We start from the raw sequence: 22,538 nt of genomic DNA, 5'->3' as shown, positions 1-22,538 counted from the left end.
AACTCACCCGGAAGTCAGCCCGCTGGTCAGAAAGCATACCATACGCATTCCACCCAGTAGGGTTAGTATTATCTATCCAGTTGTTTTTGAAAGGGTTATGGGCGTTTAGATACAGACGGCTGAACCGGCGGGAGCGCTCCAAGATAGCGAAATCCACCACGATTGAGAAGTATCGTATCGGCCCTGAGGCGGAAGTCATTATGCTCTGCATCGACAAACCGAGGATCGGCAGTGACATCCGTTGCGACCTTCAGTTCAGGGGCAGGACGACTCGGCGAGCCGGGCATCATGAAGTCGGCTTCACTATTGAACAAGGCGTTGTACGAGGTCTTGGTCTGAGTCGAGGGTGCGATCAGGAGGCCAACCTTGTTCAAGCTGACAATGTTTCCCGAGACCTCGTTGATGGACATACCAAGGAACGACGCTCCTCCACCATTCTTCACGAGAGTATTGTTCATCAAGACCGCCGTCGCTTGATCAGTAATGACGACTGCCTCGAACAGATTCCCGGTGATGATATTGTGCTCAAGACGAACCGAGGACTTTCCTGTCACGTTGACCCCGTGGTCGTTGTCACGGATGACATTCCCAATTAAAACGGCCTGGGAATCAGAAAAATGTATGCCCGTTGTCTCACTCCCCCCGATCACGCAGTCTTCGATCCGTACACCCTGTACCTGCTGGCCGAACACCATCCCCTTCACAGAAAGCTGGTGTAGCGTAATGCCGTGTCCATTGAAGATTCCGAGCGCATGGCCTCCATGTTCATTGATCGTCAGACCGCTGATCTCGATGTCCGTGGCCCCATAGGGCCATTTCCCGATATGCACTACACCAACCATCTCACCGCGGCCCTGTAGAACAACTCTATCCACTCCCTCACCGACGATTCTGATCTTCTCCTTACTATGAATTGTGAGGTCTTGAGCGTAGGCCCCGGCCTTGATAAGCACCGTATCGCCTTTCCCGGCACTGTCGACGGCTTCTTGAATCGATGAGAAATCCCCTGAACCGTCTGCTGCGACGGTGATCGTTCGTGCGGTGGACCCCCTGAGGTCGGTCTCGGCGACACCTAACTCAGTTCCCATGAGCCAGCAGCCGATCGCGATGAGAAATACCTTCCGCATGAAGAAACTCATACTCGCTAGAAACTGAGGATGTCAACCGCAGTTTCCTGATTGGCAGGTCACATGATAAGCTCCACCGTCATGATTGTGATCGGACTCACCGGCGGTGTGGCTACCGGTAAAAGCACCGTGGCGAAGATGTTCAAACAGTGCGGAGCCATCGTCATCGATGCCGATGTATTGGCACGAACGGTGGTTCAACCCGGTACACCGGCATGGCGCGATATTGTTCGTCGCTTTGGGAAATCCGTCTTTAACCCTGACCGTACGATCAACCGTCATGCACTCGGTGCTCTCGTATTCCGCCATCCCTCACAACGCCGGACGCTGGAACGCATCATTCATCCACGCGTCGCGCGCGAGCAGAAACGTCTGACACAAGAGGCCCGTCGCAAGAATCCGAAGGCCGTCGTCATCTACGATGTCCCGCTCCTGTTCGAGGTCGGTATTGACAAGCGTGTAGATAAGACCATCGTCGTCACAGCTGATCGGGAAACTCAAATCGCCCGACTCAAGAAACGCAACGGGCTTACGAGAGCTGAAGCCATACGTCGTATCAAGAGCCAGATGCCGCTCGTAAAGAAACGTCGCCTGGCAGATTATGTGCTTGACGGCACGAGGGCCCCTCGCAGTCTCGCGCAGTCCGTTCACCAGTTGTATACGTCTTTCAGGTCTCTCTGATACGCACACTTGCCTTGAATAGAAAGATCTCGAGCCAACGGCCGCAAGGGTCAAGCCCGCCACCGGACTGACTTATTTCGATGAATTGTGCAACATCGTTCTACCCTCCGCTTCCTACCCTGTGATAGAGTCACGCAATATGCATAACGTTGTGATCATCGGTTCAGGTCCTGCGGGACTCACTGCTGCGGTATATACGGCTCGAGCCAACCTATCTCCACTGCTTATCGAAGGATGGCAGGCAGGTGGCCAACTGACGACGACCACTGAGGTCGAAAATTATCCAGGTTTCCCTCAAGGAATCATGGGACCGGAACTCATGAAGGACATGCGGGCTCAGGCTGAACGGTTCGGCACAGTCTTCCAGACCGGTGACGTCACCGCTGTGGATCTCCAGGCTCGCCCTCTTCAAGTCACTGTTGATGACGAAACAACTCTAGAAGCCAAGACTCTGATCATTGCGACCGGTGCTTCGCCGATTACACTCGGTCTTCCCAACGAAAAACGTTTGTGGGGCCACGGCGTGTCCAGCTGTGCGACATGCGACGGATTTTTCTTCAAGGACAAGGAACTCGTCGTCGTGGGTGGCGGAGATAGTGCGATGGAAGAAGCCACGTTTCTCACCAAATTTGCCACGAAAGTCTCGATCATCCATCGGCGCGATAAATTACGTGCGTCCAAAATCATGCAAGATCGAGCCATGAAAAACGAAAAGATTACGTTTCTCTGGAACAGCGTCGTTGAAGATGTACTCGGGGAAGATGTCGTGACCGGAGTTCGAGTCAAGAATACTGTCACCGGGAAGGTTTGGGATCTATCCTGTGCCGGCCTTTTTCTCGCCATTGGCCACCGTCCCAATACGGCACTCTTTACAGGACAACTGAAGATGCATGACACCGGCTACCTCTACACAACTCAAGGTACCGCAACAAGCATTCCTGGAGTCTTTGCCGCAGGCGACGTGCAAGATGCGCATTATCGCCAAGCCGTGACCGCAGCCGGAACCGGCTGTATGGCTGCCATCGATGCCGAACGATTCCTCGAGTCGCTCGGCGCGTGAATTATTTCGTGTGATGCGTATCACACTGATGAGAATGAGACACCCATCGCCACTTGCCTATGCATCACACTTCCTGAACGACGCACTACAAACGACATGAGATGTGCCATTGTTCACTATCATGAACTTGCCCTCAAGGGTCGGAATCGTGAATCTTTCGAGCGCTGCCTGATCCACAACATTCGAACGGCTCTCCAAGACCTTAAAATCAGGCAGGTTGAGAACCTCCACAGTCGAATCCGCATTCGGCTGCCTCTAGAAGTTTCTCCAGCTATCGTTCGCGATCGGTTACGACGTGTTTGCGGCATTGCGAACTTTTCACTCGGCCAAGTGATCCCCCTCGAGCTCTCCAATCCAAACCTTGACGTTCTCACAACTGCGGCTCTAGAGGAGATCACACAACACTCATTTTCTACGTTCAGAGTTACCGCGAGACGAGCGGATAAACGGCTGGTGCTGACCTCAATGGATATCGAGCGAGAACTTGGTGCCGCCATTTGCAGCAAAACCGGCAAGAAGGTCAGTTTAAGAACCCCTGACTTGACCGTATACGTCGAGCTCTTATCAAAAGAGACATTCTGTTCCGCAGAGAAGATCGAGGGGCCTGGGGGGATGCCGGTCGGCGTCAGCGGCCACGTTGCGTGTTTACTTTCCGGAGGAATCGACTCACCCGTCGCGGCCTATCGCATGGTCAAGCGTGGATGCCAAGCGACCTTCATCCATTTTTCTGGCCGCCCTCTGGTCAGCCGAGCTTCCGAAGAAAAAGTCTGCGATCTCGCCGGAATCCTCACCACCTATCAGTATAACTCCAGACTCTATGTCGTTCCCTTTGGAGAAATCCAACGGGAGATTGTCTTGACGGCCCCCGCCCCATTTCGGGTGGTGCTGTATCGGCGGATGATGGTAAGAATTGCTGAAGAATTGGCGAGAAGGGAACACTGCTGGGCACTCATAACCGGCGATAGTCTTGGGCAAGTGGCGTCACAAACTCCTCAGAACCTCTGCGCCGTTGAGGAGGCGGCGGAATTCCCGATTCTCCGGCCGCTCATCGGCATGGACAAACGCGAGATCATTGATGAGGCGAAACAGATCGGCACCTACGACATTTCCATCGAGCCAGACCAGGACTGTTGCAAACTCTTTGTGCCACTCCATCCCAGCACTAAAACTCGGATCGACGACGTGCTGAAAATCGAGCGGATGCTAAATATCTCCACGCTTGTAAAACGAGGACTAGAAAATGCGGAGTTGACCGAGTTGTCGTTCCCCTCCTCACCTACCTAATTCAACCATAACTCTGAACGAGGCATCGGATCGTGGACTCACAGGAAGGCATTGCAAAACAACAGCGACCAAGGTACGATCCGCACTCCTATCGAGCACGTGATCCTCACAAGCTTGATACATAACCAAGCCGACGATCTACCATAACGGAGAGGTGCGAGAGCGGCCGAATCGGGCAGTCTCGAAAACTGCTGTCGGGGTAACTCGACCGTGGGTTCGAATCCCACCCTCTCCGCCACCCTAAGCTTGCTCGTACCAGGATCTCTTATGATTGGTCTTGGCGATGGGACAGAACACCTCAAGTGTTAGAGAGGGTCACCTGTCCTCTGATCTCATTCTAATAGTCAAAAGGGCCGTAGCGCATCCTGTGCACCACAGCCCTTGTCACAGTTCATGACTGCGAGTCGCTACTTAGTTATTCCAAATCCTGAAATGCGTCGCCTAGCAAGACCCAATCCTGTCAACCCAGTCGCAAGCAAGAGAAGTGACATCGGTTCTGGGATGGGAACTGGGTTAGTCCCGCCGGTACCAGTTCCAGCACGAAAATTCGAAATAAACACCGCGCTGTCAAGGATATGGTCATTTACATCGCCAATCTGAAAATTGAGAGTGTGAGAACCAGCAGAAAGCTCGTTCGGCGAAAATGTTTGGAGCCTCAGAAGCCCATGCGGGTCTGCAAACGCCGTATTGGTATCAGCGGTGGTGAGCGCACCGGCAAAACTCATTCCCACCTGCACTGGGTTATTGGCTGAATCAAATACTATTTGGTTTGCGGGAGCTGAACCATCAAGAAATGCCAGGAATGCATCGGTGTAGGCGCTCGTAAATTGTGGATATTCGACCGAACCAAACACAAAGTCAAAACCAACCTGACTAGGCGCACTCAAGGTGAAAGCTACGGTAAATGAAGCGACATCGTTCGAATCAGTAAAATTCTCGATATTCCCAAACCCATAATTGTCAAATGCCGCGGTGCCAGATTGTCCAGTATCTGTGCTCGGAGTGGTACCGCTACCCTGCACTCCATTATTAAAACCAGGTGTTGTCTGCACCACCTGCCCCGTCGAAAGAACAATCCCATCTCCGATGGTAACCGGTCCACTGGTAAATCCAGTGTAGGTCCCAAATTGGCTCGCCGCGCCATTGTTAATAGTCACACTGTTAATGGTTAGGTTGGTACCCCCCAGTGCCGTCCCCAGCGTCGCCGTGTTCGATGTCTGGGTAATTGAGAGCGCAAGTGTTTCCGTTGCCTGCACCATTCCTAGGATCAAGACCGCTAGAAGACTAGAAGCTGTTCTCGATGCTGTGATCACAGTTCATCTCCTTTCTTTTCTACTCTATGTGGAATTTGATATTAGCCAGCATTTCTCTTGAAGCCATCACGACTTTACAAGAGCTAGTCGACGTCCAGTAACTAAAGCAACTATCATGCTTGCCAATTTTTACACACTCAAAACAAGCATCTTTTCTGTTTCAATGAGTCAGAAGCATTTTATTTATTAGCTACTTATCAGAAAAGTAGACACACCGTCTGTATGCATACGGGCTTGGGACCTCAAGAGATGCAGGAACAGCATGTAAACATTCTTTACAGGTAATGCTGGAGCTGACACTGGTAACTATTCGGCAATAAATAAGAATGGCATTATTTTTCACCGCAGTAACGTTACTTGACATACTGTAAAATTAATTTACAGGTACGGGTTGTCCTTATCATGTTTTGGGAATACCACTGTATTAAATTTCTGCTTTAGCTTTGAGCACCCATCTCAACTCCACCATCGCCAAGGTATCTCTTCCACAATAGCGCAGCAGCGCCTCACGAATGGCAGCGCGCTCTACCCAATCGGTTTCGATGAACACCATGCGGTAGTATTCAGCCGCAGCCTGTCCTCCCTCCCTGATCTCGAGGTCATCGTATCGCAATGCAGGGACCACGGCCGGCAGCACCTCCTTGAGCGAAAATGATCCCCCGAACTCTGGGTGGTAATAGTGATCCTTAATGATCGGATGCAGATCCCAAATCCGCTTGATCAAACGGCGCAGCTCCGTGCGAAACTCCGGTAAGGCTTCGGCTAGCTGCTCGATGACCGACTTTTCGTAGGGCGAGTAGACACAGATGCTTCCCTCTTCGCCGAGCGACTCCAAGAGCGACTTGGCAAGAGGTCGTCGCGGATCACTCATCTCCCCATGAAGAAATTCATGATGGACGAGTCCTTCGTCCATCTGTTCGATGTGATTCGACCATTGAATTGGGATGGACTGGTACGGACGGGTTCCGGGATAGCGTGGGATGGCCGGATTAAACGTTTCAAAATCAAGATGGTGAACAGGGAATGCCACTGTTCTTAATTCTGCTGCCAGGTTTTTAGAGACCCATTCGATATTGTCTTTCACTTTTCGTTGAATGATCGATAGGCGTGTATGAGGCGGAATCTCGTCGATGGTCTCAATTCCCTGAGCCACAAGGTCAGTGGCAAGTTTTTTCGCTCCCGGCAGGTGGAAGATCCATCGTGCCGGCTTATCCTTGGTACAGTGATTCCAGAATGGACACTCGTAGGGCACCAAGCAATGGTCGTCCGGCTCCACGACAGGGATGGATGGGCAGGCCAACATCGATTTCATCCTAGCCAGCTTCTCTCTCACCTTGCTCTCTCGTTCCACAACGAGAGACGACACGTCATCGATCGCAAAGAGCTGCTCGAGATCAACGGCTCCTCCGGCATAGACATACCTCGTATTGATCCGCATGAGTGCACATGCGTCCACTTGTATTCCTGCCTGGATAAGCACATGTCGTTGCAAGGAGATATCATCAAGATGCACATCCTTCACCTTGGTGGAGGATTTCACTTCGATGAGTCGCCATGTCGATGGCTGACCTATGTGTCCAGAAGGGAAACGTTCCAAAATATCGACACGAATCAACACCCCATCAGCTTGAATCGCCGCTTCAAAAATCGCCGGAACTGTGTGGTCCACCATAAGCGATGCGGTCTGAGTCAACGCTGCCTCGGTTTGGCGATATCCGGCCTCTACGAGTCGACCGCCGTCGAAGCGACGGCGAGCCCATTCACCCACATCGGTCCCCATATCCAGAATTGCTCGCGTCGAGGCATCGGGCGGCGTGGCCAGCGCCGGATGATGAATCTCCAAGTACAGCCGCTTCTGACATTGCAATCCTGAAAGATACTTCGATTTCGAAAGGCGAGGGGGGGGCAAGCCGAAAGATATGTCGTCCTGATGGTCACCGACCGTCATCATAGTATCGATTGTCCAATCACTAATTTCTCACTGGGCACACACGCGAAGTCTGCTAGGATGCCCCTCCATGACGAACGCAGTCAGTCAGATCCGGCAGTCCGTGATGACACTAGCATTCCCCATCACGGTCAGCAGCTTTCTTCAGCGGGCGGAAGGTATTGTAGCAGTTTTCTTAGTCGGTGGGCTGGGAGCCACATCAATTGCGGCAGTCGGCTTGGGCCAGCTACTCATCTTTATCGCCACAACCGTGGTGTCCGGACTGTCGGTCGGCAGCAACGTCATCATCGCTCAGCTGTGGGGTGCTCGCCGACGGCAGGATGCGGGGGAAGCTGCACGGCACGTTCTCTGGCTGTCCATCGGAATATCGCTTGCGCTGGCCTCACTGGGGATTCTGGGTAATCGCGTTCTGATGGAACAACTCGGAGCTGAGCCGGACGTCATCGCATTAGCGCTCCCCTACTCCACCGTTCTCTTTTATGTCATCCCTTGTACGGTTCTGATACAAGTCCTCTCCTCTGTGCTTCAAGGTACCGGTGATACTCGCACTCCGATGTATGCCATGATCGGCGTGAACCTTCTGCATGTCGCCCTTGCCTATCCACTCATCTATGGACGGTGGGGCTTCCCCGCTCTCGGTCTCATGGGAGCCGCCATCGCCGTCGGCCTTGCCGAACTGACAGGCGCCTTGTATCTGCTGATGCGTTGTCGCCCAATCCTGAAACCATCTCGACGAGTTCGTACCGATCTGATTCGGTCGATGTGGCAGGTGGGGGCCTCGGTGTCCGGAGAACGGATCGTTCAGCAAGCCGGAGTCTTCGTCTACACCAAGCTTGTCCTCCTCTACGGCACCGTGGCCTATGCCGCTCACCAAGTAGGTCTGTCGATTGAATCCTTCTCGTTTCTACCAGGATATGGGCTGGCGATCGCCGCTGCGACGATGGTTGGACAAAGCATCGGAGCAGGAAACTATGCCAGGGCAAAGCTCGAGAACTGGGAAGCGAATCGCATCGCGATTGCCCTCATGGCCTGCATGGGCCTCATCTTTTACGTATTCCCTGAAGTACTTCTTCGCGCCTTCACGACAGACGAGGCGGTCGTTGACCTTGGAAGCCTCTTTCTGAAAATTGTGGCCCTGTTGCAAGTGCCTTTGGCCATTACAATGGTCTTAGCCGGATCCTTGCGCGGCGCAGGCGACACACGTTTCATTATGGGTGCGACGGTGATCGGCATGTGGGGTATCCGAATCCCGCTGGCCCTTGTTGCAGGGCTATGGGTCGGTCAGTCTGTATTGTTCATCTGGGCAGCCACGATCGCAGACTGGACAGCACGGATGGGGCTCCTACTCTGGCGGTATCGCTCCGAACGATGGCGGCAGATTCAGGTGATCCATGAACGGGAACACAGTTAGCTCGCTGTGTTCCCAACTGCCGTCTCACTCAATCCATCTTGTACGAGAAATTCAATGTCGCCGGTGACGACATCGTACATTGCCCCGACAATCGCAATCCGCCCTTCTCGGACCAAATTGTCGAGCGTCCAACTCTGTTGGCGTATGGCTTTCACCACATGCAACACATGTTCTCTGGCGACGGCATCCGCGACGGTGACTGGATCTATGGATGTGGCCTCACCTTTTATCCGGGCAATGACTTCCCACGCTGAGGGTTGGATCTCGCGGACAATCGAATCAAGATGCTGACAACCAGTCTCCTCAGCAACTGTCCGGTTCGAATTCAGGAGTGTCACTGCAGCGGAAACAGCACCACAGCACGTATGCCCAATTACGACGAGGAGTTTCGCCCCCGCGACGGCACAACCGTATTCTGCCCCGGCCAACACCTTTTGACTTGTGACGTTCCCGGCCATACGAATGCTAAAGACATCTCCCAAACCAAGATCAAACATCAATTCCACCGGCGTGCGAGAATCAATGCAACTGAGTGCTACCGCTAAGGGATATTGTCCTCTCGCTGTCGCGTGGACCTGTCGCTTGAAGTCTCTCGTGAGGTGACGCCCTTTGCGGACCCGTTCGTGACCATCTTTCAAAATTTGCAAGACTCGCTGCGGGGTCATGGCCTGTTGAAGCTCGCGGGTCGAGTGCTCGGTATATTGAATTTGGTCTGTGAAACCGTACTCAGCTCGAAAGCCTACCAGACTCACCGTTACGCCATGAGCTGGTCCCGTCTGTTCCTTCAAGTCTCGAATAAGGTCAAGCACGTCGGGGTCGATGTAATCCGTACTCCCTGCATCGAGCAACACATGCCCATTGCGAGGCACAGCGTTCAGGACTTGAGAAAGCGTGGCACGGTTTAAGAAGCTGACCTGGTTGGCGAGTCGGATACGCACCACATCGCCTCCAAGATGCTGTTCGACGGAGCGATACACTGGACGACGCATGTTGCTGTTGAGGATAAATCCGATCGCGACGGCAAGCCCAATCACGATACCGATCAACAAATCCGTCAATACGATGGCAGCCACCGTAGCCGCGAACGGGATGAATTGATACCGCCCCTCGTTCCACATCTGCTTGACGAGAGCCGGACTGGCCAACTTGATACCGGTCATCAACAAGATCGCTGCGAGACAAGACACCGGAATCAGGTTCAGATACATCGGGATGAGCGGAACACTGATCAGAAGCAAGGCGCCGTGCACAAGCGTCGCCAGTTTTGTCTGTCCACCGCTGTTGACATTGACAGAGCTGCGGATGATCACTGAAGTGACCGGCAGGCCACCGATCAATCCACAAGTCACGTTCCCGATGCCTTGCGCCACGAGTTCCTGGCTCGGCGGCGAAGTCCGCTGTTGGGGATCGAGTCGATCTACTGCTTGCAGATTCAAGAGTGTTTCCAAAGAGGCGACAATCGCAATCGTGAGTCCGGCGATGTAGACAGATGGATTCGTCCATTGTGTGTAGTCGGGGAATTCCAGTAAACCGGTGAACTCTCCCATTCCGTTGGCTATCGGTACCTGGACAAGATGGCTAACCCCAATCCGCCAAGGATCTCCCAATTGTTCAAACCATAGGCTCATGCCCACACCGACGAGCACAACAACGAGCGGAGCCGGTAGGGCGGAGTCTTTCAAGGGCTTCCACATCCCCCAGAGAACGAGCAGCACAAGAGACAAGAGCCCAATCGTGGAAGCGCCCAAGTGAACATCACCAAAGATGCTGAGGAGTTCAGAAAACGTCGTTTCAAAGTCTGGCTGGAAAAAGGACATGTCGCCTTCAGGATCAGGGTCATGTCCAACCAAATGCGGGATCTGTTTCAAGATCAAAATAATACCGATCGCTGCCAACAACCCCTTGATCACACTCGATGGAAAAAAGGCAGCAATGAATCCGCCTTTGGCCATCCCTAAGCCGATTTGAACAATACCAGCGAGAACAACTGCTGTAAGAAAGGCAGAAAATGAGCCGAGGGAATAGATTTCCGCCGCGATGACGGCCGACAACCCGGCTGCGGGACCGCTGACACTGGTATGGGAACCGCTCAAGAGGCCCACCACGATGCCGCCGACAATTCCAGCTAAGAGTCCCGACACCAGTGGCGCATCAGACGCCAGGGCAATTCCCAAGCAAAGGGGTAATGCCACAACGAAGACAACAAGACCTGCCTTGATGTCGGCCAGGAGGGAGCCTGCCGATATACCATTGGCAACATGCATAGGAGACATGATCCTATTGTAACCGGTCAGACGGCTTCGAAGCCCGCATGAGACTGAGACCGTAGAGGAGGAAGGCCGAACACGTTCAAGTCATTCGCTGGTCGGACCAGGCATAGGCAGCACCGAAACACATACCAGCGACAGCCGATTGGATGAACATATCTTCCGTATGAATCGCCATCGCCCACCAGACAACGGCAGCCAGCAGTCCCGCGACCGCACCTAGCACAATCCTTCCACCTGCCAGTCGAAGCCAGTCGGTGAACAGTACCCAGGCTGCCATATACAATGCACCGGCAGCAGCCGACGCCCAGAGGTACATGAGCTCGCGGTCCATGAACCAAACCTGGACCACTCCGGCAAGCGTGCCTAAAATAATGCCCACCACCATTCGCTTAATCAGGACAGAGTAGTGAAACGAGAGATCACTCAATGTATCCTCCTGAGATTGGACTTTTGGTACCTAGTGTAGTGATTCATGAGTGCGTTGACATTGGCCGTTCGCCCTGAGCTCGTCGAAGCACAAGTGTTTTCAACTGGTTCCGTTCATGGTTCGATAGGCTCACCACGAACGGAAGATGAAGGAACGTATGAGACACTACACAAGTTGTTACTGCCGATCTGACCTTCATCGTAGGTTGGAACCGAACGACGACCGAATGACCTGACGGTTAGCATCGGTACGGCGCGATGCTGAGGATTCTCACCTCCTAAAACCGTGCAACTGGGTTCATCCTCTTTCACATCACCCGGCGCATATTTAAATCATACTGCTACAGTTCTCCATTGGGCGGATGCCCGGTATGGATCGCATAGGAAGAAGCTGGGATGACGCGTGACACCCATACGCGACCCATGTGCTCGGTTTCGTTTAATTCTTGGTAGGTCTCATCATAGGACTCAACGGTCTGCGCCGAGTCCACAAACTACACAGCGCCCATCAATATCACCAGGGATGCCACGATGGAGAGGCTGATCTTCTTCCTGGCTCAGCGCTATCCGTTGCCTGTATCCCTTCAGCTCTGCGACGGGCTTGGTGGACATGTCGTCTGTCTCGTATCTCGACCAGGCCCTCTGGTCACTTCGATTCGTGCAACCTGTTTCACATTGGCGCAATGATCCCCGAGGCCCGGTGTCACCAGACGGAACGGACCACCTTTTGTGTCCGGCAACGTGGCTCCATCTACTTCGTAGACCAGCACGCCATACTCTTTTGCTTGTTGGAGCGTGAGACAGGCGGAATACGTTCCATCCACAGAATGGACGGCGATATGGTCTGCTTCGATTGCCAAGGCCGGGACATCAAGCAAGCCTTTCAAGCGAATCCCTCGTCCCTGCATGCCGGGCATGACGGTTGATACATCGACCTGATGTGCTTCCGGTAAGCATGCAATTGCTGCACGATCGAATGAAACCGGTTGCACGACTGCGCCTTCGACCAGAATTCGGCCGGCACCGACTCGTTCCTTCTCCGTGATCGTCTTGATCATCACAGTGAGCGCTTCATTCACTGGTGTAGGAATGCCTAGCTTCCGCCCCTGCTCGACAACGAAGCCGTTTAGATACTTAATTTCCGTCGGCCGACCTGCCTTCCAATCGTCATACATGGAGGTATGAATATCGCGAATCTCCTGAGACGCCTTTACAACGCGGTCCGCCATATCCGCTGGTAACGGCACCTTGAGCGTCGCAGCCACCGCCGCCACCTCTCCAACGATCTGTCGAATCACACCCATCATCTCCGAATAATCGAGTGCTTTCGAGACACGATCGTCGATGAGTACCGTGATCGGATTAAAGACGCAGTTCCAGCACATTTTTTCCCATTTGGCCCGGCGAATATCCTTCGACACCTGACAAGGAATATCAGCGGAACTGAAGATCTCGCGAATCTTGAGCACCCGGTCGCTCTCCATCCCCATTAATTCGCCGATTGCAACTGCTCCTTTTTTATAGTGATCGATGACGCCCGGCTCCGCAATCTTCGAATAGATGTAGGCCACTCCACCGACCACACTATCGCGATGCAGTCGCGCAAGAAGTCGGTCCTCAGTATCGATGCCGTTCTGTAGCGTCAGAATCACGGTATCGTCCGTAAGAATCGGTTCAAGTTGATCCATCACCTGATCAAGATCGTAGGCTTTGACGCCAAGAATAATGAGATCCGGTCTCGGCAACTCTCGGGGATCCGATGCCACTCGTGGTCGGACCGTGAACGATCCACCGGCACTTCGAATAGTCAGGCCGTTCCGTTTCACGGCATCATACGTTCTGGCCCTGAGAAGCAATGACACATTTGGATTATTCTTGGCTAAGTGGGCTCCGAAAAACCCGCCGACCGAGCCGGCACCCACCATCAGGATCTGCTTCATAAACTTTCCTCGTTCCGTTGCACTCAAAGAGGAGGTACTATAGCATGCACCGTCAGCAGGACGCAGCCACTCCTGCATCGGCTATCCTCTATGGCGCCAGGATCAGAACTATCTCGACTGAAGGAACGGCTGGCCTCTTCCAAGGACATCGTCGTCCTGACCGGAGCCGGTATTTCTGCAGACAGTGGCGTACCGACCTTCCGTGGCAAGAATGGGTTGTGGCGCACCCATCGAGCTGAAGATCTCGCAACACCCGAAGCATTTGAACGTGATCCCCGGCTCGTCTGGGAGTGGTACAACTGGCGACGAGAACTGATTGCCACTAAGCAACCCAATCCAGCTCATCATGCAGTCGTTGAACTAGAGCAACGCTACCAGAACTTCTGGCTGGTCACTCAGAATGTGGACGGACTACATCGAGATGCGGGCTCACGGAAGCTCTCTGAGATTCATGGCAACATTTGGATGGTACGCTGCACCGTGTGTCGCCACGTGGTTGATAACCGCGATATCCCCATACAGATCCTGCCCACGTGTCATGACTGTCATGGCCTTTTGCGTCCTCATATCGTGTGGTTTGGAGAATCGCTGGCGGATGATGACCTTCGGAGAAGTTATGCCGCACTTCGCTCGTGCAGCCTGTGCCTCATCATCGGCACATCTGGGCTGGTGTATCCAGCTGCAGGATTCGCCTCAGTTGCCAAAGAATCCGGCGCATTCGTGGCAGAGATCAATCTGGATCCGACACCACAATCAGCACTGGTCGACGTGTCACTCCAAGGCCGTGCCAAAGACGTCGTCCCGTTACTACTCGATCCGACCCAACAATGAAATCACCTCCTCCAGATTTTTCAGGATGGGAACATCGAGGTGTTCCACTGTTCCATTCCGATCTAAGAGAGCCGTGTGCAGCCCTGCTTTTCGTGCACCCTCCACATCCTCCCGCAGACTATCCCCGACGTGTAAAGCCTCTTCCGGATCAATGACATGTTTTTCTAAGGCGATGCGAAAAATCTGCGGCGCGGGTTTCGCCGCGTGTGCCAGACTGGAGATGGTCACGGTGTCAAAGCTGTCCGCAATCCCCAACCCTCGCATCACGGTGAATAAACGGGAGTCAAAATTTGAGATGATGCCAAGCTCGAGCCCCTGTGCCTTGAGTCGAGCCAACGTGGAGACCGTCTCTGGAAAGAGTCGCCAGGCGCGATGATCGTCGAACGCGCCGAAGACCTGATCGAAGAAATCATCGAACCGTTCGAACATTCCCACTCGATAAAAGACGTTGTGCACGATATCGAACCACCAGAGGCGTTCGCTCTGTTTGATCTGTGCAGGTTCGGACGCGGCAAACACCGGAGGCGGCGCTTCGCGGAACGCACGGCGGAAGGCTTGGGCGATCTCTGTGACCGAGTCTGGTTTGTGGTGAAACCCAAATTGAACGGCATGCTGAAGATAGATGTCCGCCACTGAACCCTGCACATGAAACAGGGTGTCCGCAGCGTCAAAAAATACAACTCGTATTGAAGTCGTCATACTCGCCAACTATAGCCTCTTGAATCGGCCTGCCTTTGTCTACAAATACGTTATGATTACAATCACCTATCGATGGTTTTCTTGACAAAGAATACCCCCCTTGCTAGCTTCGAGGAAACAAAATAATACGGAGATTTCATGCCATCACCGATCTTTGTTGTGGATAGCAGCCCCGCCGTCAGACGGATGGTGGAACAGATTTCTTCTCCGGAAGGGTTCGAGGTCGTCGGATTTCAAGATGGGCCAGCCGCTATCGAGGCCGCCCGCCAGAAGGTGCCCTCGCTCATCGTTGCAGACTATCATCTCGATAATATGACGTTTTCAGGGTTCTGCAAAGAAATCCACAAGCTCGACCACCTGACCGAAACGCTCCTCATTTCGCTGATCAATCCGGCTGATCATCCCGACGAAAACCATTTGCGCACACTCGGCGTACAGGCCTTTTTAAAAAAACCCTTTCAGCCAGAAGATCTGTTGGAGGTACTCAAGTCTCTTCAGAATAATCCGGCGGGAGCTTCAAGTGGGAAGGCTCTCAAGCGGCGTGCCTGGCCTCCGACATCGACCTCGACGGATAGTGATTCTGAAGACACGACCGATCCTGTCATACCCAGCGGGGGACAGGAGGAGATGCACGCGCAACAGAGTCCCGCAGCGATCATCCCACCGGCTTCCCCTCCTGCAGGGCCGGAAGACTCGATGAAGGGTCTATTCGATCAGCTCCTGCAGTCTATGACCAAACGGAGTGAGCAGCGTCTCGCCGACCTGCTCCCGCAAATGATTGATGCAAAGCTGGGCACGCATGTCCGGCCGATCGTCACGAAGGAATTGCAGGAGCAACTCGGGAGTATCCTGTCGCAAGAGTCTCTGACTTCAATCATTCAACCGTTGATCACTCAGGCCTTACCCTCTCTCATCGCGCAAGAGATCACGCATTGCCAACCGCTTATCCAGCAGACAGTGGCAGATCTCGCCAACCCACTGATCGGAGAGAGCATGAGTCGACTCGTACGGGAACAGATGGAATCTGGAATCAAGCATTCCTTACCGGTCGTCGTCAGAGAACAAATGGGAACGATTGATCAGTTAGTCAAAGATGAAGTTCAGCAGGCCGTTTCAAAACAATTGCCCACACTGGCGGAGGAGCTGATACGGGCAACTGCCAATGACCGTGTTGAACAGGCTGTGCTGCGGATTGTGCCCGATGTCGCGGAGCGACAGATCAAGGCGGAGCTCAAACGCCTGATCGAGACCGAAGAAACATCACACCCCTCTGCAGCCTAACTTTTCTTTCCTCGTTTTCCTTTTCGAGCCTTGGCGAGGGCTTTCACCCGTTTCACATTCTTCCGATGTTTCTTCCTCGTTTTTCTATCTTTCACTCGACCTCGTGCCATGGTCCTCCCTGCAGTAGTGTGACGGTTGATCCGACGTTCGGGCGTTTGTATAGCATATGCTACTTCAGGTCACAAGCTGGGACCCTGCCATTTTCTGATCGACACAGACATGGTAAGATGCCGACCGTTTTTTCAAACAACGGAGGATGATGCCTTTTCATCTCGATAAAACCTACGACCCTAAAACTGTCGAAGCGCGATGGTCACAAGAATGGATCGCTCGTGGATACTTTCAGTCGTCACCGGAACGTCCAGGCCAACCCTACTGCATCGTGATTCCCCCACCCAATGTCACGGGATCTCTCCATGTGGGGCACGCTCTTAACCATTCACTACAAGACATCCTGATCCGGTGGCGGCGTATGCAGGGTCGAAATACCCTGTGGTTGCCGGGAACAGATCATGCCGGTATCGCGACGCAAAACGTGGTTGAGAAACACGTGATGGCCGAAGGCGCCTCGCGCGAGTCACTCGGGCGCGAGCAGTTTATTGAGCGAGTTTGGCAGTGGAAATCGACCTCGGGCAATACGATCGTCAGCCAACAGAAACAGTTGGGTGAATCCTGCGACTGGGACCGTCTCCGCTTCACGATGGACGAGGGACTATCAAAGGCAGTTCTAGAAGTGTTCGTTCGTCTCTATCAGGATGGATTGATCTACAGGGGGGAACGGCTCATCAATTGGTGCCCACGCTGTCTGACTGCGCTCTCGGATATTGAAGTCGAGCACGAAGACGTAAAAGGAAGACTTTACACAATCCGGTACCCACTTGAGGAAGACCCGTCACAATATCTGTTGGTTGCCACTACCAGGCCAGAAACGATGCTGGGTGACACCGCCATAGCCGTACATCCGGAAGATCCGCGGTATAACCGCTGGATCGGCAAACGCGTTCTTCTCCCATTGACGACACGCACTATCCCGATCGTGGGCGATGGGATGCTCGTGGATCGCGAGTTCGGTACCGGCGCGGTCAAGATCACTCCAGCCCATGATTTTAATGACTACGAAGCGGGCGAGCGGCATGGGCTGCCACGGCTCGCGATCCTTGACCATCACGCCATGCTCGACGGAACAAAGATGAGGCAGGCGGAAGTGGAGCGAGCCGTCATCGATCTACTCCAGCGACTCCCCGTGTCTAAGGCTAGACCCAAGGTGGAAGAGCTCCTCAAAGAACATGGACTCCTTGTGAAGGTCGAAGACCATAAGATGGCGGTGGGAAAATGTTACCGCTGCAAGACCGTGGTCGAGCCCTATCTCTCTCCGCAATGGTTCGTGAACATCAAGCCACTCGCAGAGCCTGCAATGAAGGCAGTTGAGGACGGGCGCATTCGAATCATTCCCGAGGGCTGGACTAATAATTACTTGGGTTGGATGCGAGACATCAAGGACTGGTGTATTTCCCGCCAGATCTGGTGGGGGCATCAGATTCCTGCCTGGTACTGCCTGACTTGCAATGCCAAACAGATCATCCGCGATGGTGATCGAATCACGATCTTGCAAGGCGCCTCCCCGATCGTGTCAAAAACTATTCCCCTGCAATGCCCTTCGTGTGGCGGGAGCGAACTCTATCGCGATCCCGATGTCCTTGATACCTGGTTTTCATCCGCACTCTGGCCATTCTCCACATTAGGGTGGCCGGAACAGACACAGGAACTTAAAACCTACTACCCGACCTCCGTGCTGGTGACCGGACTCGACATTCTGTTCTTTTGGGTCGCCCGGATGATTATGATGGGCTTGAAATTCATGGGCGATGTGCCCTTCCGCGATGTGTATATTCACGCCCTGGTCCGTGATGCTGAAGGCAAGAAAATGAGCAAGTCGAAGGGGAATGTCATCGATCCGCTCCATGTCATGAATGAGTTTGGGACCGATGCGCTCCGTTTTACACTCGCCTCAATGGCCTCACCTGGTCGAGATGTGAAGCTGGCGGAAGAACGGATCGAAGGGTATCGGAACTTCGCCAATAAAATCTGGAATGCGGCGAGATTTGCTCACATGTACCTCGACGGCTCTCGGTCGCCCCTCCCCGTCTCTCAGCGGACCATTCCAGATCGTTGGATTCTCAGTCGACTGAACCAGACCATCAAGGGAGTGACGGCGGAATTGGAAGGATATCGCTTCGATCGAGCCTCAAACACCCTCTACCATTTCATCTGGCATGAGTTCTGTGATTGGTATCTGGAGCTCATCAAACCGGTCCTCCAGGTTGCTGATCACCCGGATGGAGCTGCAACCAGGGCCACGCTGATTGAAACCATGGAAACGACCATGCGCCTGCTGCATCCATTCATGCCCTTCATCACAGAAGAGCTCTGGCAGACGTTTCCGCATCAAGGCCACAGTATCGTGATCCAATCGTATCCTCTGGAAGAACCATCCTGGGATTCATCCGAAGCCGAGCAGCTGTTTAGGTTCATTGAGCAAACCGTCAACTTGGCGCGGACGGGTCGTGTTCTCCTGAATTATCCGCCTGGCCTACCTATCACGTGCTACCTATCTCATGAAGATGCGGCAAAACAGAATCTCCTCGACCAGGTCATGCCCCATGCCGCTCATCTGAGTCGAGGGACGTATAAGAACATCGCCCATTCAACGTGGCCGTCCCACCAACTCCTCACGTTGGTCACCGACGGCCTCTCCGTCGGAATCGAGGTGTCCGGTGAGGTAGACCTGCAAAAAGCACTCGATCGTTTGGATAAGCAAATCTCCGAAGTCGAGCGAGAAACACAGCGCCTCAGTGGCAAGCTGAACAATCCTGACTTCGTCTCCAAAGCTCCACCTGAGGTCATTACCGACCATCAAGACCGCCTTCGTTCGCTCGCGCAAGATGCCAGCATGTTGATCAGCAGTGAACGGCAGTTGCGCGCCATGCTGGGACTCGATCAATCGTGAAGCTTCCGTCAGCAGAAATCCGCCGAGTCGTGCGCCTGGGGCTCGAAGAAGACTTGGCACAAGGAGATGCGACAACATCCGCCCTCTTTTCGTCTTCGGTCCCCGCCCAGGCCACCATCATTGCACAGCAACCAGTCATCGTGGCAGGAATGGCGGCGGCGGTTCAGACCTTTTTGCTCGTTGATGCTTCCCTTCGATTAACGATGTTCAAATGCGACGGGGACCGTGCCAAGAATGGACAGCCGCTCATACACATCGAGGGTGATGGTCGGGCGATTCTCCGAGCTGAGCGGGTTGCGTTGAACTTTCTTCAACACCTGTCAGGGATCGCCACATTGACCGACCAATTCTGCCGGGCCGTGCGTGGTTATCCTGTCAGCATTCTCGATACCAGAAAAACCCTCCCTGGTTGGCGCGCGCTTCAGAAATGGGCCGTCTCACTCGGCGGAGGGACCAATCACCGCCGATCACTGAGCGACGGCATTCTCATCAAGGACAACCACCTAGCTCTTCTGAAGACAGAACGGCGTCCGATTGAAAAGCTTGTCGTTTAGCGGGCACACATCGACCCACTCGCCTTCCGATCATTGTCGAGGTTGAGTCGCTCACCGAGGTACATCAGGCGTTGGCAGGAAAACCAGATATTATCCTGTTAGACAATATGACGCCGAACATGGTCAAACGTGCCGTCGGCATCATCAAGAACCGAGCACGGGTCGAGGTGTCAGGCGGGATTACGCTCAAGAACGTCAGAGCCATGGCTGCAGCCGGCGCCGATCGGATTTCAATCGGAGCACTCACCCATTCGGCTCCAGCGGTAGCCGTCAGTCTGATTCTTTCTCGTGCTCAGCGCCCGCGCAGTCGACGCTCCTAACACATGTCTTCCTCTCTTCCTCTCAATATCGATGAGATTCGCACCACCCTCGCAACCACGTCACTTGGTCACCCCTTCTACCTGTACCAAGATCTCCCCTCGACGAATAGGGAAGCCTTCAGGCTCGCGCAGAACGGAGCGACTCATGGCACAGTGGTCCTTGCCGAACACCAGTCCGGTGGATACGGTCGACATGGGCGGCCTTGGTTCTCACCACCTGGGCTGAACCTCTATTGTTCCGTGATTATCCGCAGGATGGGACGCAAGACCTCCCTTGCGCAGTGGCTATCCTGGACCCCCCTCGTCAGTGCACTGGCCACCATTGAAGCCGTTCAACAGGTTACCTCGGTCTCGCTGGCCCTCAAGTGGCCCAATGATCTCCTCTTACTCCAGCGAAAAGTCGGCGGGATTCTCTGTGAAAGTCTGTTCCAGACGCCGACGGACCCGGCTATCATCATCGGCATTGGGCTCAACGTGAATGTGGCACGGGAGGATTTTCCGGAGGACCTGCTTCCACTTGCGGCATCATTGGCCGAAACGTCACAGCAACCGATTGACCGCAATCGCCTGGTCGCCCAATTACTGCTGGAACTTGAACAGTGTCTGGTCGAATTGCAGTCTCACGGATCACCTCGCTTGCGACAAGCCTACATGGCTCGTTGTGCCACACTCGGTCGTCAGGTTCGAGTCCAGTTCACGAGTCATGAACAGGTCACCGGGATTGCGGAAGGCCTCTCGGCCGATGGGGCGTTGCAGATACGAACCAAGCCAGTCCGACCCTCCTCACACCAGATGCCATTGCTCGATGTTCGTGCCGCTGATGTGATTCATCTACGGGAGTAGCGAAACAGCCCTACCCCGAGTACAATGCACCTATGCTGCTTGCGGTCGACATCGGGAACACCAATATCGTTGCTGGAATTTTCGATGGGGCTCGTCTTCTCACCCATTGGCGGCTGGCCAGCGATCCAAAGGCCACAGCTGATGAGTACGGAGTGCTCTGTCTCAGCATCATCGCCAGAGACGGCCAGCTCCCCGAACGCATCACGGGAGCGATTATTTCAAGCGTCGTTCCGGCCCTCACCGAAACGTTCGAGTCGATGATCGAACGGTCCTTTCATCGCACCCCGATCATCGTCTCATCTGAGTCGGACACCGGGCTGACACTCAAATACTTGAATCCCAGGGAAATCGGGAGCGATCGCATCGTGAACGCTGCGGCGGCCTATCACAAATTTCGGCGCGATCTCATCATTGTTGATTTTGGGACCGCGACCACATTTTGCGCAGTGACCCGAGGCGGTGAGTATCTGGGAGGCGTCATCGCCCCAGGCTTGGCGATTTCGGCAGATGCATTATTTGCCCGAGCTGCAAAATTAAGCAAAGTTGAACTCAGCCGACCCAAGACCGTCATTGGAATCGATACGGCTAGTAGTATTCAGGCGGGACTTGTGTTTGGCTATGCGGGTCTCGTCGATGCCCTCATCCAACGCATGGAATTGGAAATGGGACACGGCTCCTATGTCATCGCCACAGGGGGGTTGGCTTCAGTGATTGCACCTGAGGCGAGATCGATCCAACATATCGAACCATTTTTGACCCTGGAGGGGCTCGAACTTCTCCATCGCCGCGCCCGTGGTACGGACATCCCTCCGTTAGTCTAATTTTTCACCCTTTGAAGCATTTTATTTTCCCCTCACAGGTTGACTTCGCGTAGGTCATGGATATCTCACCCGCTGTATAGGTGTTATGATGAACAAACCACAAGACGAAGAAAATAAAGACGCCAATACAATCGATAGCTTAGAAGACTCTTCTCCAAAAACTGAGGCGGGAAACGCGTCTCACGTGTCTGTTGAGGAGGAGCCTACCGTCAAGGCAGAGGACTATCACTCGCTCAACAACAAATACCTGCGGTTGGCTGCGGAGTTTGATAACTACAAACGGCTGAGTCAACGCGACCAGCGCGATCAGATTCGATTTGGAAATGAACAGCTTCTCAAAGAGCTTCTACCCGTTGTCGATAACATGGAACGTGCGATCAAGGCGGCTCGAACCAATGAAGCCGGTGATTCTGCGCTCGTTCAGGGGGTAGAGCTTACCCTCAAGCAACTGTCCGGCGCTCTTGCGAAGTTTGGCGTACAGGCGATCGACACCGCCGGTCAGGACTTTGATCCAAGCGCCCACCAAGCCGTTTCGTACGGACCTTCCGACGACGTACCGGCCAATAAGGTCTTGGATGAGTTTCAAAAAGGCTACCGCCTGCATGACAGAATTTTACGGGCTGCAATGGTCAGCGTATCGTCGGGCCCGGCTCAAGCCAACGAACATGATGCAACGACGAACTGAGCGTAGGCCGTCGTCGTTCTGGAGAAGGAAGGAGTTC

Annotated in this window: 19 protein-coding genes and 1 tRNA gene; 13 read left to right on the top strand and 7 right to left on the bottom strand. The window is 53.8% G+C overall.

All coding sequences use genetic code 11. The annotated features are described in order from the left end of the window. Positions 1-95 precede the first annotated feature (95 nt). A complete protein-coding gene (locus tag IPM58_03740; protein MBK9306201.1) occupies positions 96-1,127 on the bottom strand; it encodes a right-handed parallel beta-helix repeat-containing protein in 1,032 nt (343 codons plus the stop codon). 81 nt (positions 1,128-1,208) lie between these two features. On the opposite strand from IPM58_03740, the gene IPM58_03735 reads away from it, so the two are divergent. From IPM58_03735 to IPM58_03720, 4 genes are all read left to right on the top strand, one after another. Further along, the gene (locus IPM58_03735; GenBank protein ID MBK9306200.1) at positions 1,209-1,808 is read left to right on the top strand and encodes a dephospho-CoA kinase; all 600 of its coding nucleotides are present in this window, start codon (positions 1,209-1,211) and stop codon (positions 1,806-1,808) included. A gap of 139 nt (positions 1,809-1,947) precedes the next feature. After that, on the top strand, positions 1,948-2,868 hold the full coding sequence (gene trxB, locus IPM58_03730) for a thioredoxin-disulfide reductase (GenBank protein MBK9306199.1): 921 nt from the start codon (positions 1,948-1,950) through the stop codon (positions 2,866-2,868). Between the two features lie 96 nt (positions 2,869-2,964). After that, a complete protein-coding gene (gene thiI / locus IPM58_03725) occupies positions 2,965-4,152 on the top strand; it encodes a tRNA 4-thiouridine(8) synthase ThiI (protein MBK9306198.1) in 1,188 nt (395 codons plus the stop codon). A gap of 148 nt (positions 4,153-4,300) precedes the next feature. Then, a tRNA-Ser gene (locus tag IPM58_03720) sits at positions 4,301-4,390 on the top strand. 169 nt (positions 4,391-4,559) lie between these two features. On the opposite strand, the gene IPM58_03715 is transcribed toward IPM58_03720, so the two are convergent. Further along, entirely contained in the window at positions 4,560-5,465 is a 906-nt protein-coding gene (locus tag IPM58_03715; protein ID MBK9306197.1) for a choice-of-anchor L domain-containing protein, read from the bottom strand. A 424-nt stretch (positions 5,466-5,889) separates the two neighbouring features. Then, positions 5,890-7,416 (bottom strand): DUF2779 domain-containing protein, encoded by a 1,527-nt coding sequence (locus IPM58_03710; protein ID MBK9306196.1) that lies wholly within the window; start codon positions 7,414-7,416, stop codon positions 5,890-5,892. Between the two features lie 67 nt (positions 7,417-7,483). Between IPM58_03710 and IPM58_03705 the strand changes: the two genes are divergently transcribed. Further along, positions 7,484-8,824: an MATE family efflux transporter gene (locus tag IPM58_03705; GenBank protein ID MBK9306195.1), complete on the top strand. Its 1,341-nt coding sequence runs from the start codon at positions 7,484-7,486 to the stop codon at positions 8,822-8,824. Here IPM58_03705 and IPM58_03700 read toward each other — a convergent pair. The 3 genes from IPM58_03700 to IPM58_03690 all read right to left on the bottom strand — a co-directional run bounded on the left by IPM58_03700 (position 8,821) and on the right by IPM58_03690 (position 13,460). Then, positions 8,821-11,088: a bifunctional SulP family inorganic anion transporter/carbonic anhydrase gene (locus tag IPM58_03700; protein MBK9306194.1), complete on the bottom strand. Its 2,268-nt coding sequence runs from the start codon at positions 11,086-11,088 to the stop codon at positions 8,821-8,823. The two genes, IPM58_03705 and IPM58_03700, sit on opposite strands and share 4 nt — an antisense overlap. An 85-nt stretch (positions 11,089-11,173) precedes the next feature. After that, positions 11,174-11,521 (bottom strand): hypothetical protein, encoded by a 348-nt coding sequence (locus IPM58_03695; GenBank protein MBK9306193.1) that lies wholly within the window; start codon positions 11,519-11,521, stop codon positions 11,174-11,176. A gap of 583 nt (positions 11,522-12,104) precedes the next feature. Next, positions 12,105-13,460 carry a 2-dehydropantoate 2-reductase gene (locus IPM58_03690; GenBank protein MBK9306192.1) on the bottom strand — a complete coding sequence of 452 codons (1,356 nt, stop codon included), beginning with the start codon at positions 13,458-13,460 and terminating at the stop codon, positions 12,105-12,107. Positions 13,461-13,550: 90 nt separating this feature from the next. On the opposite strand from IPM58_03690, the gene IPM58_03685 reads away from it, so the two are divergent. After that, positions 13,551-14,291 (top strand): NAD-dependent deacylase, encoded by a 741-nt coding sequence (locus IPM58_03685; GenBank protein MBK9306191.1) that lies wholly within the window; start codon positions 13,551-13,553, stop codon positions 14,289-14,291. Here the strand turns inward: IPM58_03685 and IPM58_03680 are convergent. Further along, positions 14,268-14,990: an HAD-IA family hydrolase gene (locus tag IPM58_03680; protein ID MBK9306190.1), complete on the bottom strand. Its 723-nt coding sequence runs from the start codon at positions 14,988-14,990 to the stop codon at positions 14,268-14,270. The two genes, IPM58_03685 and IPM58_03680, sit on opposite strands and share 24 nt — an antisense overlap. Before the next feature lie 138 nt (positions 14,991-15,128). On the opposite strand from IPM58_03680, the gene IPM58_03675 reads away from it, so the two are divergent. The 7 genes from IPM58_03675 to grpE all read left to right on the top strand — a co-directional run bounded on the left by IPM58_03675 (position 15,129) and on the right by grpE (position 22,501). Then, positions 15,129-16,271, top strand: a complete 1,143-nt coding sequence (locus IPM58_03675; protein ID MBK9306189.1) for a response regulator — start codon at positions 15,129-15,131, stop codon at positions 16,269-16,271. Between the two features lie 256 nt (positions 16,272-16,527). Further along, positions 16,528-19,278, top strand: a complete 2,751-nt coding sequence (locus IPM58_03670) for a valine--tRNA ligase (GenBank protein MBK9306188.1) — start codon at positions 16,528-16,530, stop codon at positions 19,276-19,278. Then, positions 19,275-19,832: a hypothetical protein gene (locus tag IPM58_03665; GenBank protein ID MBK9306187.1), complete on the top strand. Its 558-nt coding sequence runs from the start codon at positions 19,275-19,277 to the stop codon at positions 19,830-19,832. Before IPM58_03670 ends, IPM58_03665 begins: the two co-directional genes overlap by 4 nt. 29 nt (positions 19,833-19,861) lie before the next feature. Beyond that, positions 19,862-20,152, top strand: a complete 291-nt coding sequence (locus IPM58_03660) for a hypothetical protein (GenBank protein MBK9306186.1) — start codon at positions 19,862-19,864, stop codon at positions 20,150-20,152. Between the two features lie 3 nt (positions 20,153-20,155). Then, complete coding sequence (locus IPM58_03655) at positions 20,156-20,995, top strand: biotin--[acetyl-CoA-carboxylase] ligase (protein ID MBK9306185.1); 840 nt, start codon at positions 20,156-20,158, stop codon at positions 20,993-20,995. Between the two features lie 32 nt (positions 20,996-21,027). Continuing rightward, a complete protein-coding gene (locus IPM58_03650) occupies positions 21,028-21,816 on the top strand; it encodes a type III pantothenate kinase (GenBank protein ID MBK9306184.1) in 789 nt (262 codons plus the stop codon). An 85-nt stretch (positions 21,817-21,901) separates the two neighbouring features. Beyond that, the gene (grpE, locus tag IPM58_03645; protein ID MBK9306183.1) at positions 21,902-22,501 is read left to right on the top strand and encodes a nucleotide exchange factor GrpE; all 600 of its coding nucleotides are present in this window, start codon (positions 21,902-21,904) and stop codon (positions 22,499-22,501) included. Positions 22,502-22,538 lie beyond the last annotated feature (37 nt).

Origin of the sequence: Nitrospira sp., from assembly GCA_016715825.1 — a bacterium.
Lineage (GTDB): Bacteria > Nitrospirota > Nitrospiria > Nitrospirales > Nitrospiraceae > Nitrospira_D.
Note: the sequence above shows the minus strand (reverse complement) of the source record. Positions and strands in the feature narration are given on the sequence as shown.

What these genes read in the sequence shown, in the direction of transcription:
- IPM58_03740 (MBK9306201.1), bottom strand. Translation starts at nt 1,127, where the DNA reads ATGCGGAAGGTATTTCTCATCGCGATCGGCTGCTGGCTCATGGGAACT.
- IPM58_03735 (MBK9306200.1), top strand. Translation starts at nt 1,209, where the DNA reads ATGATTGTGATCGGACTCACCGGCGGTGTGGCTACCGGTAAAAGCACC.
- trxB (MBK9306199.1), top strand. Translation starts at nt 1,948, where the DNA reads ATGCATAACGTTGTGATCATCGGTTCAGGTCCTGCGGGACTCACTGCT.
- thiI (MBK9306198.1), top strand. Translation starts at nt 2,965, where the DNA reads ATGAGATGTGCCATTGTTCACTATCATGAACTTGCCCTCAAGGGTCGG.
- IPM58_03710 (MBK9306196.1), bottom strand. Translation starts at nt 7,416, where the DNA reads ATGATGACGGTCGGTGACCATCAGGACGACATATCTTTCGGCTTGCCC.
- IPM58_03705 (MBK9306195.1), top strand. Translation starts at nt 7,484, where the DNA reads ATGACGAACGCAGTCAGTCAGATCCGGCAGTCCGTGATGACACTAGCA.
- IPM58_03700 (MBK9306194.1), bottom strand. Translation starts at nt 11,088, where the DNA reads ATGCATGTTGCCAATGGTATATCGGCAGGCTCCCTCCTGGCCGACATC.
- IPM58_03690 (MBK9306192.1), bottom strand. Translation starts at nt 13,460, where the DNA reads ATGAAGCAGATCCTGATGGTGGGTGCCGGCTCGGTCGGCGGGTTTTTC.
- IPM58_03685 (MBK9306191.1), top strand. Translation starts at nt 13,551, where the DNA reads ATGGCGCCAGGATCAGAACTATCTCGACTGAAGGAACGGCTGGCCTCT.
- IPM58_03680 (MBK9306190.1), bottom strand. Translation starts at nt 14,990, where the DNA reads ATGACGACTTCAATACGAGTTGTATTTTTTGACGCTGCGGACACCCTG.
- IPM58_03675 (MBK9306189.1), top strand. Translation starts at nt 15,129, where the DNA reads ATGCCATCACCGATCTTTGTTGTGGATAGCAGCCCCGCCGTCAGACGG.
- IPM58_03670 (MBK9306188.1), top strand. Translation starts at nt 16,528, where the DNA reads ATGATGCCTTTTCATCTCGATAAAACCTACGACCCTAAAACTGTCGAA.
- IPM58_03655 (MBK9306185.1), top strand. Translation starts at nt 20,156, where the DNA reads ATGTCTTCCTCTCTTCCTCTCAATATCGATGAGATTCGCACCACCCTC.
- IPM58_03650 (MBK9306184.1), top strand. Translation starts at nt 21,028, where the DNA reads ATGCTGCTTGCGGTCGACATCGGGAACACCAATATCGTTGCTGGAATT.
- grpE (MBK9306183.1), top strand. Translation starts at nt 21,902, where the DNA reads ATGATGAACAAACCACAAGACGAAGAAAATAAAGACGCCAATACAATC.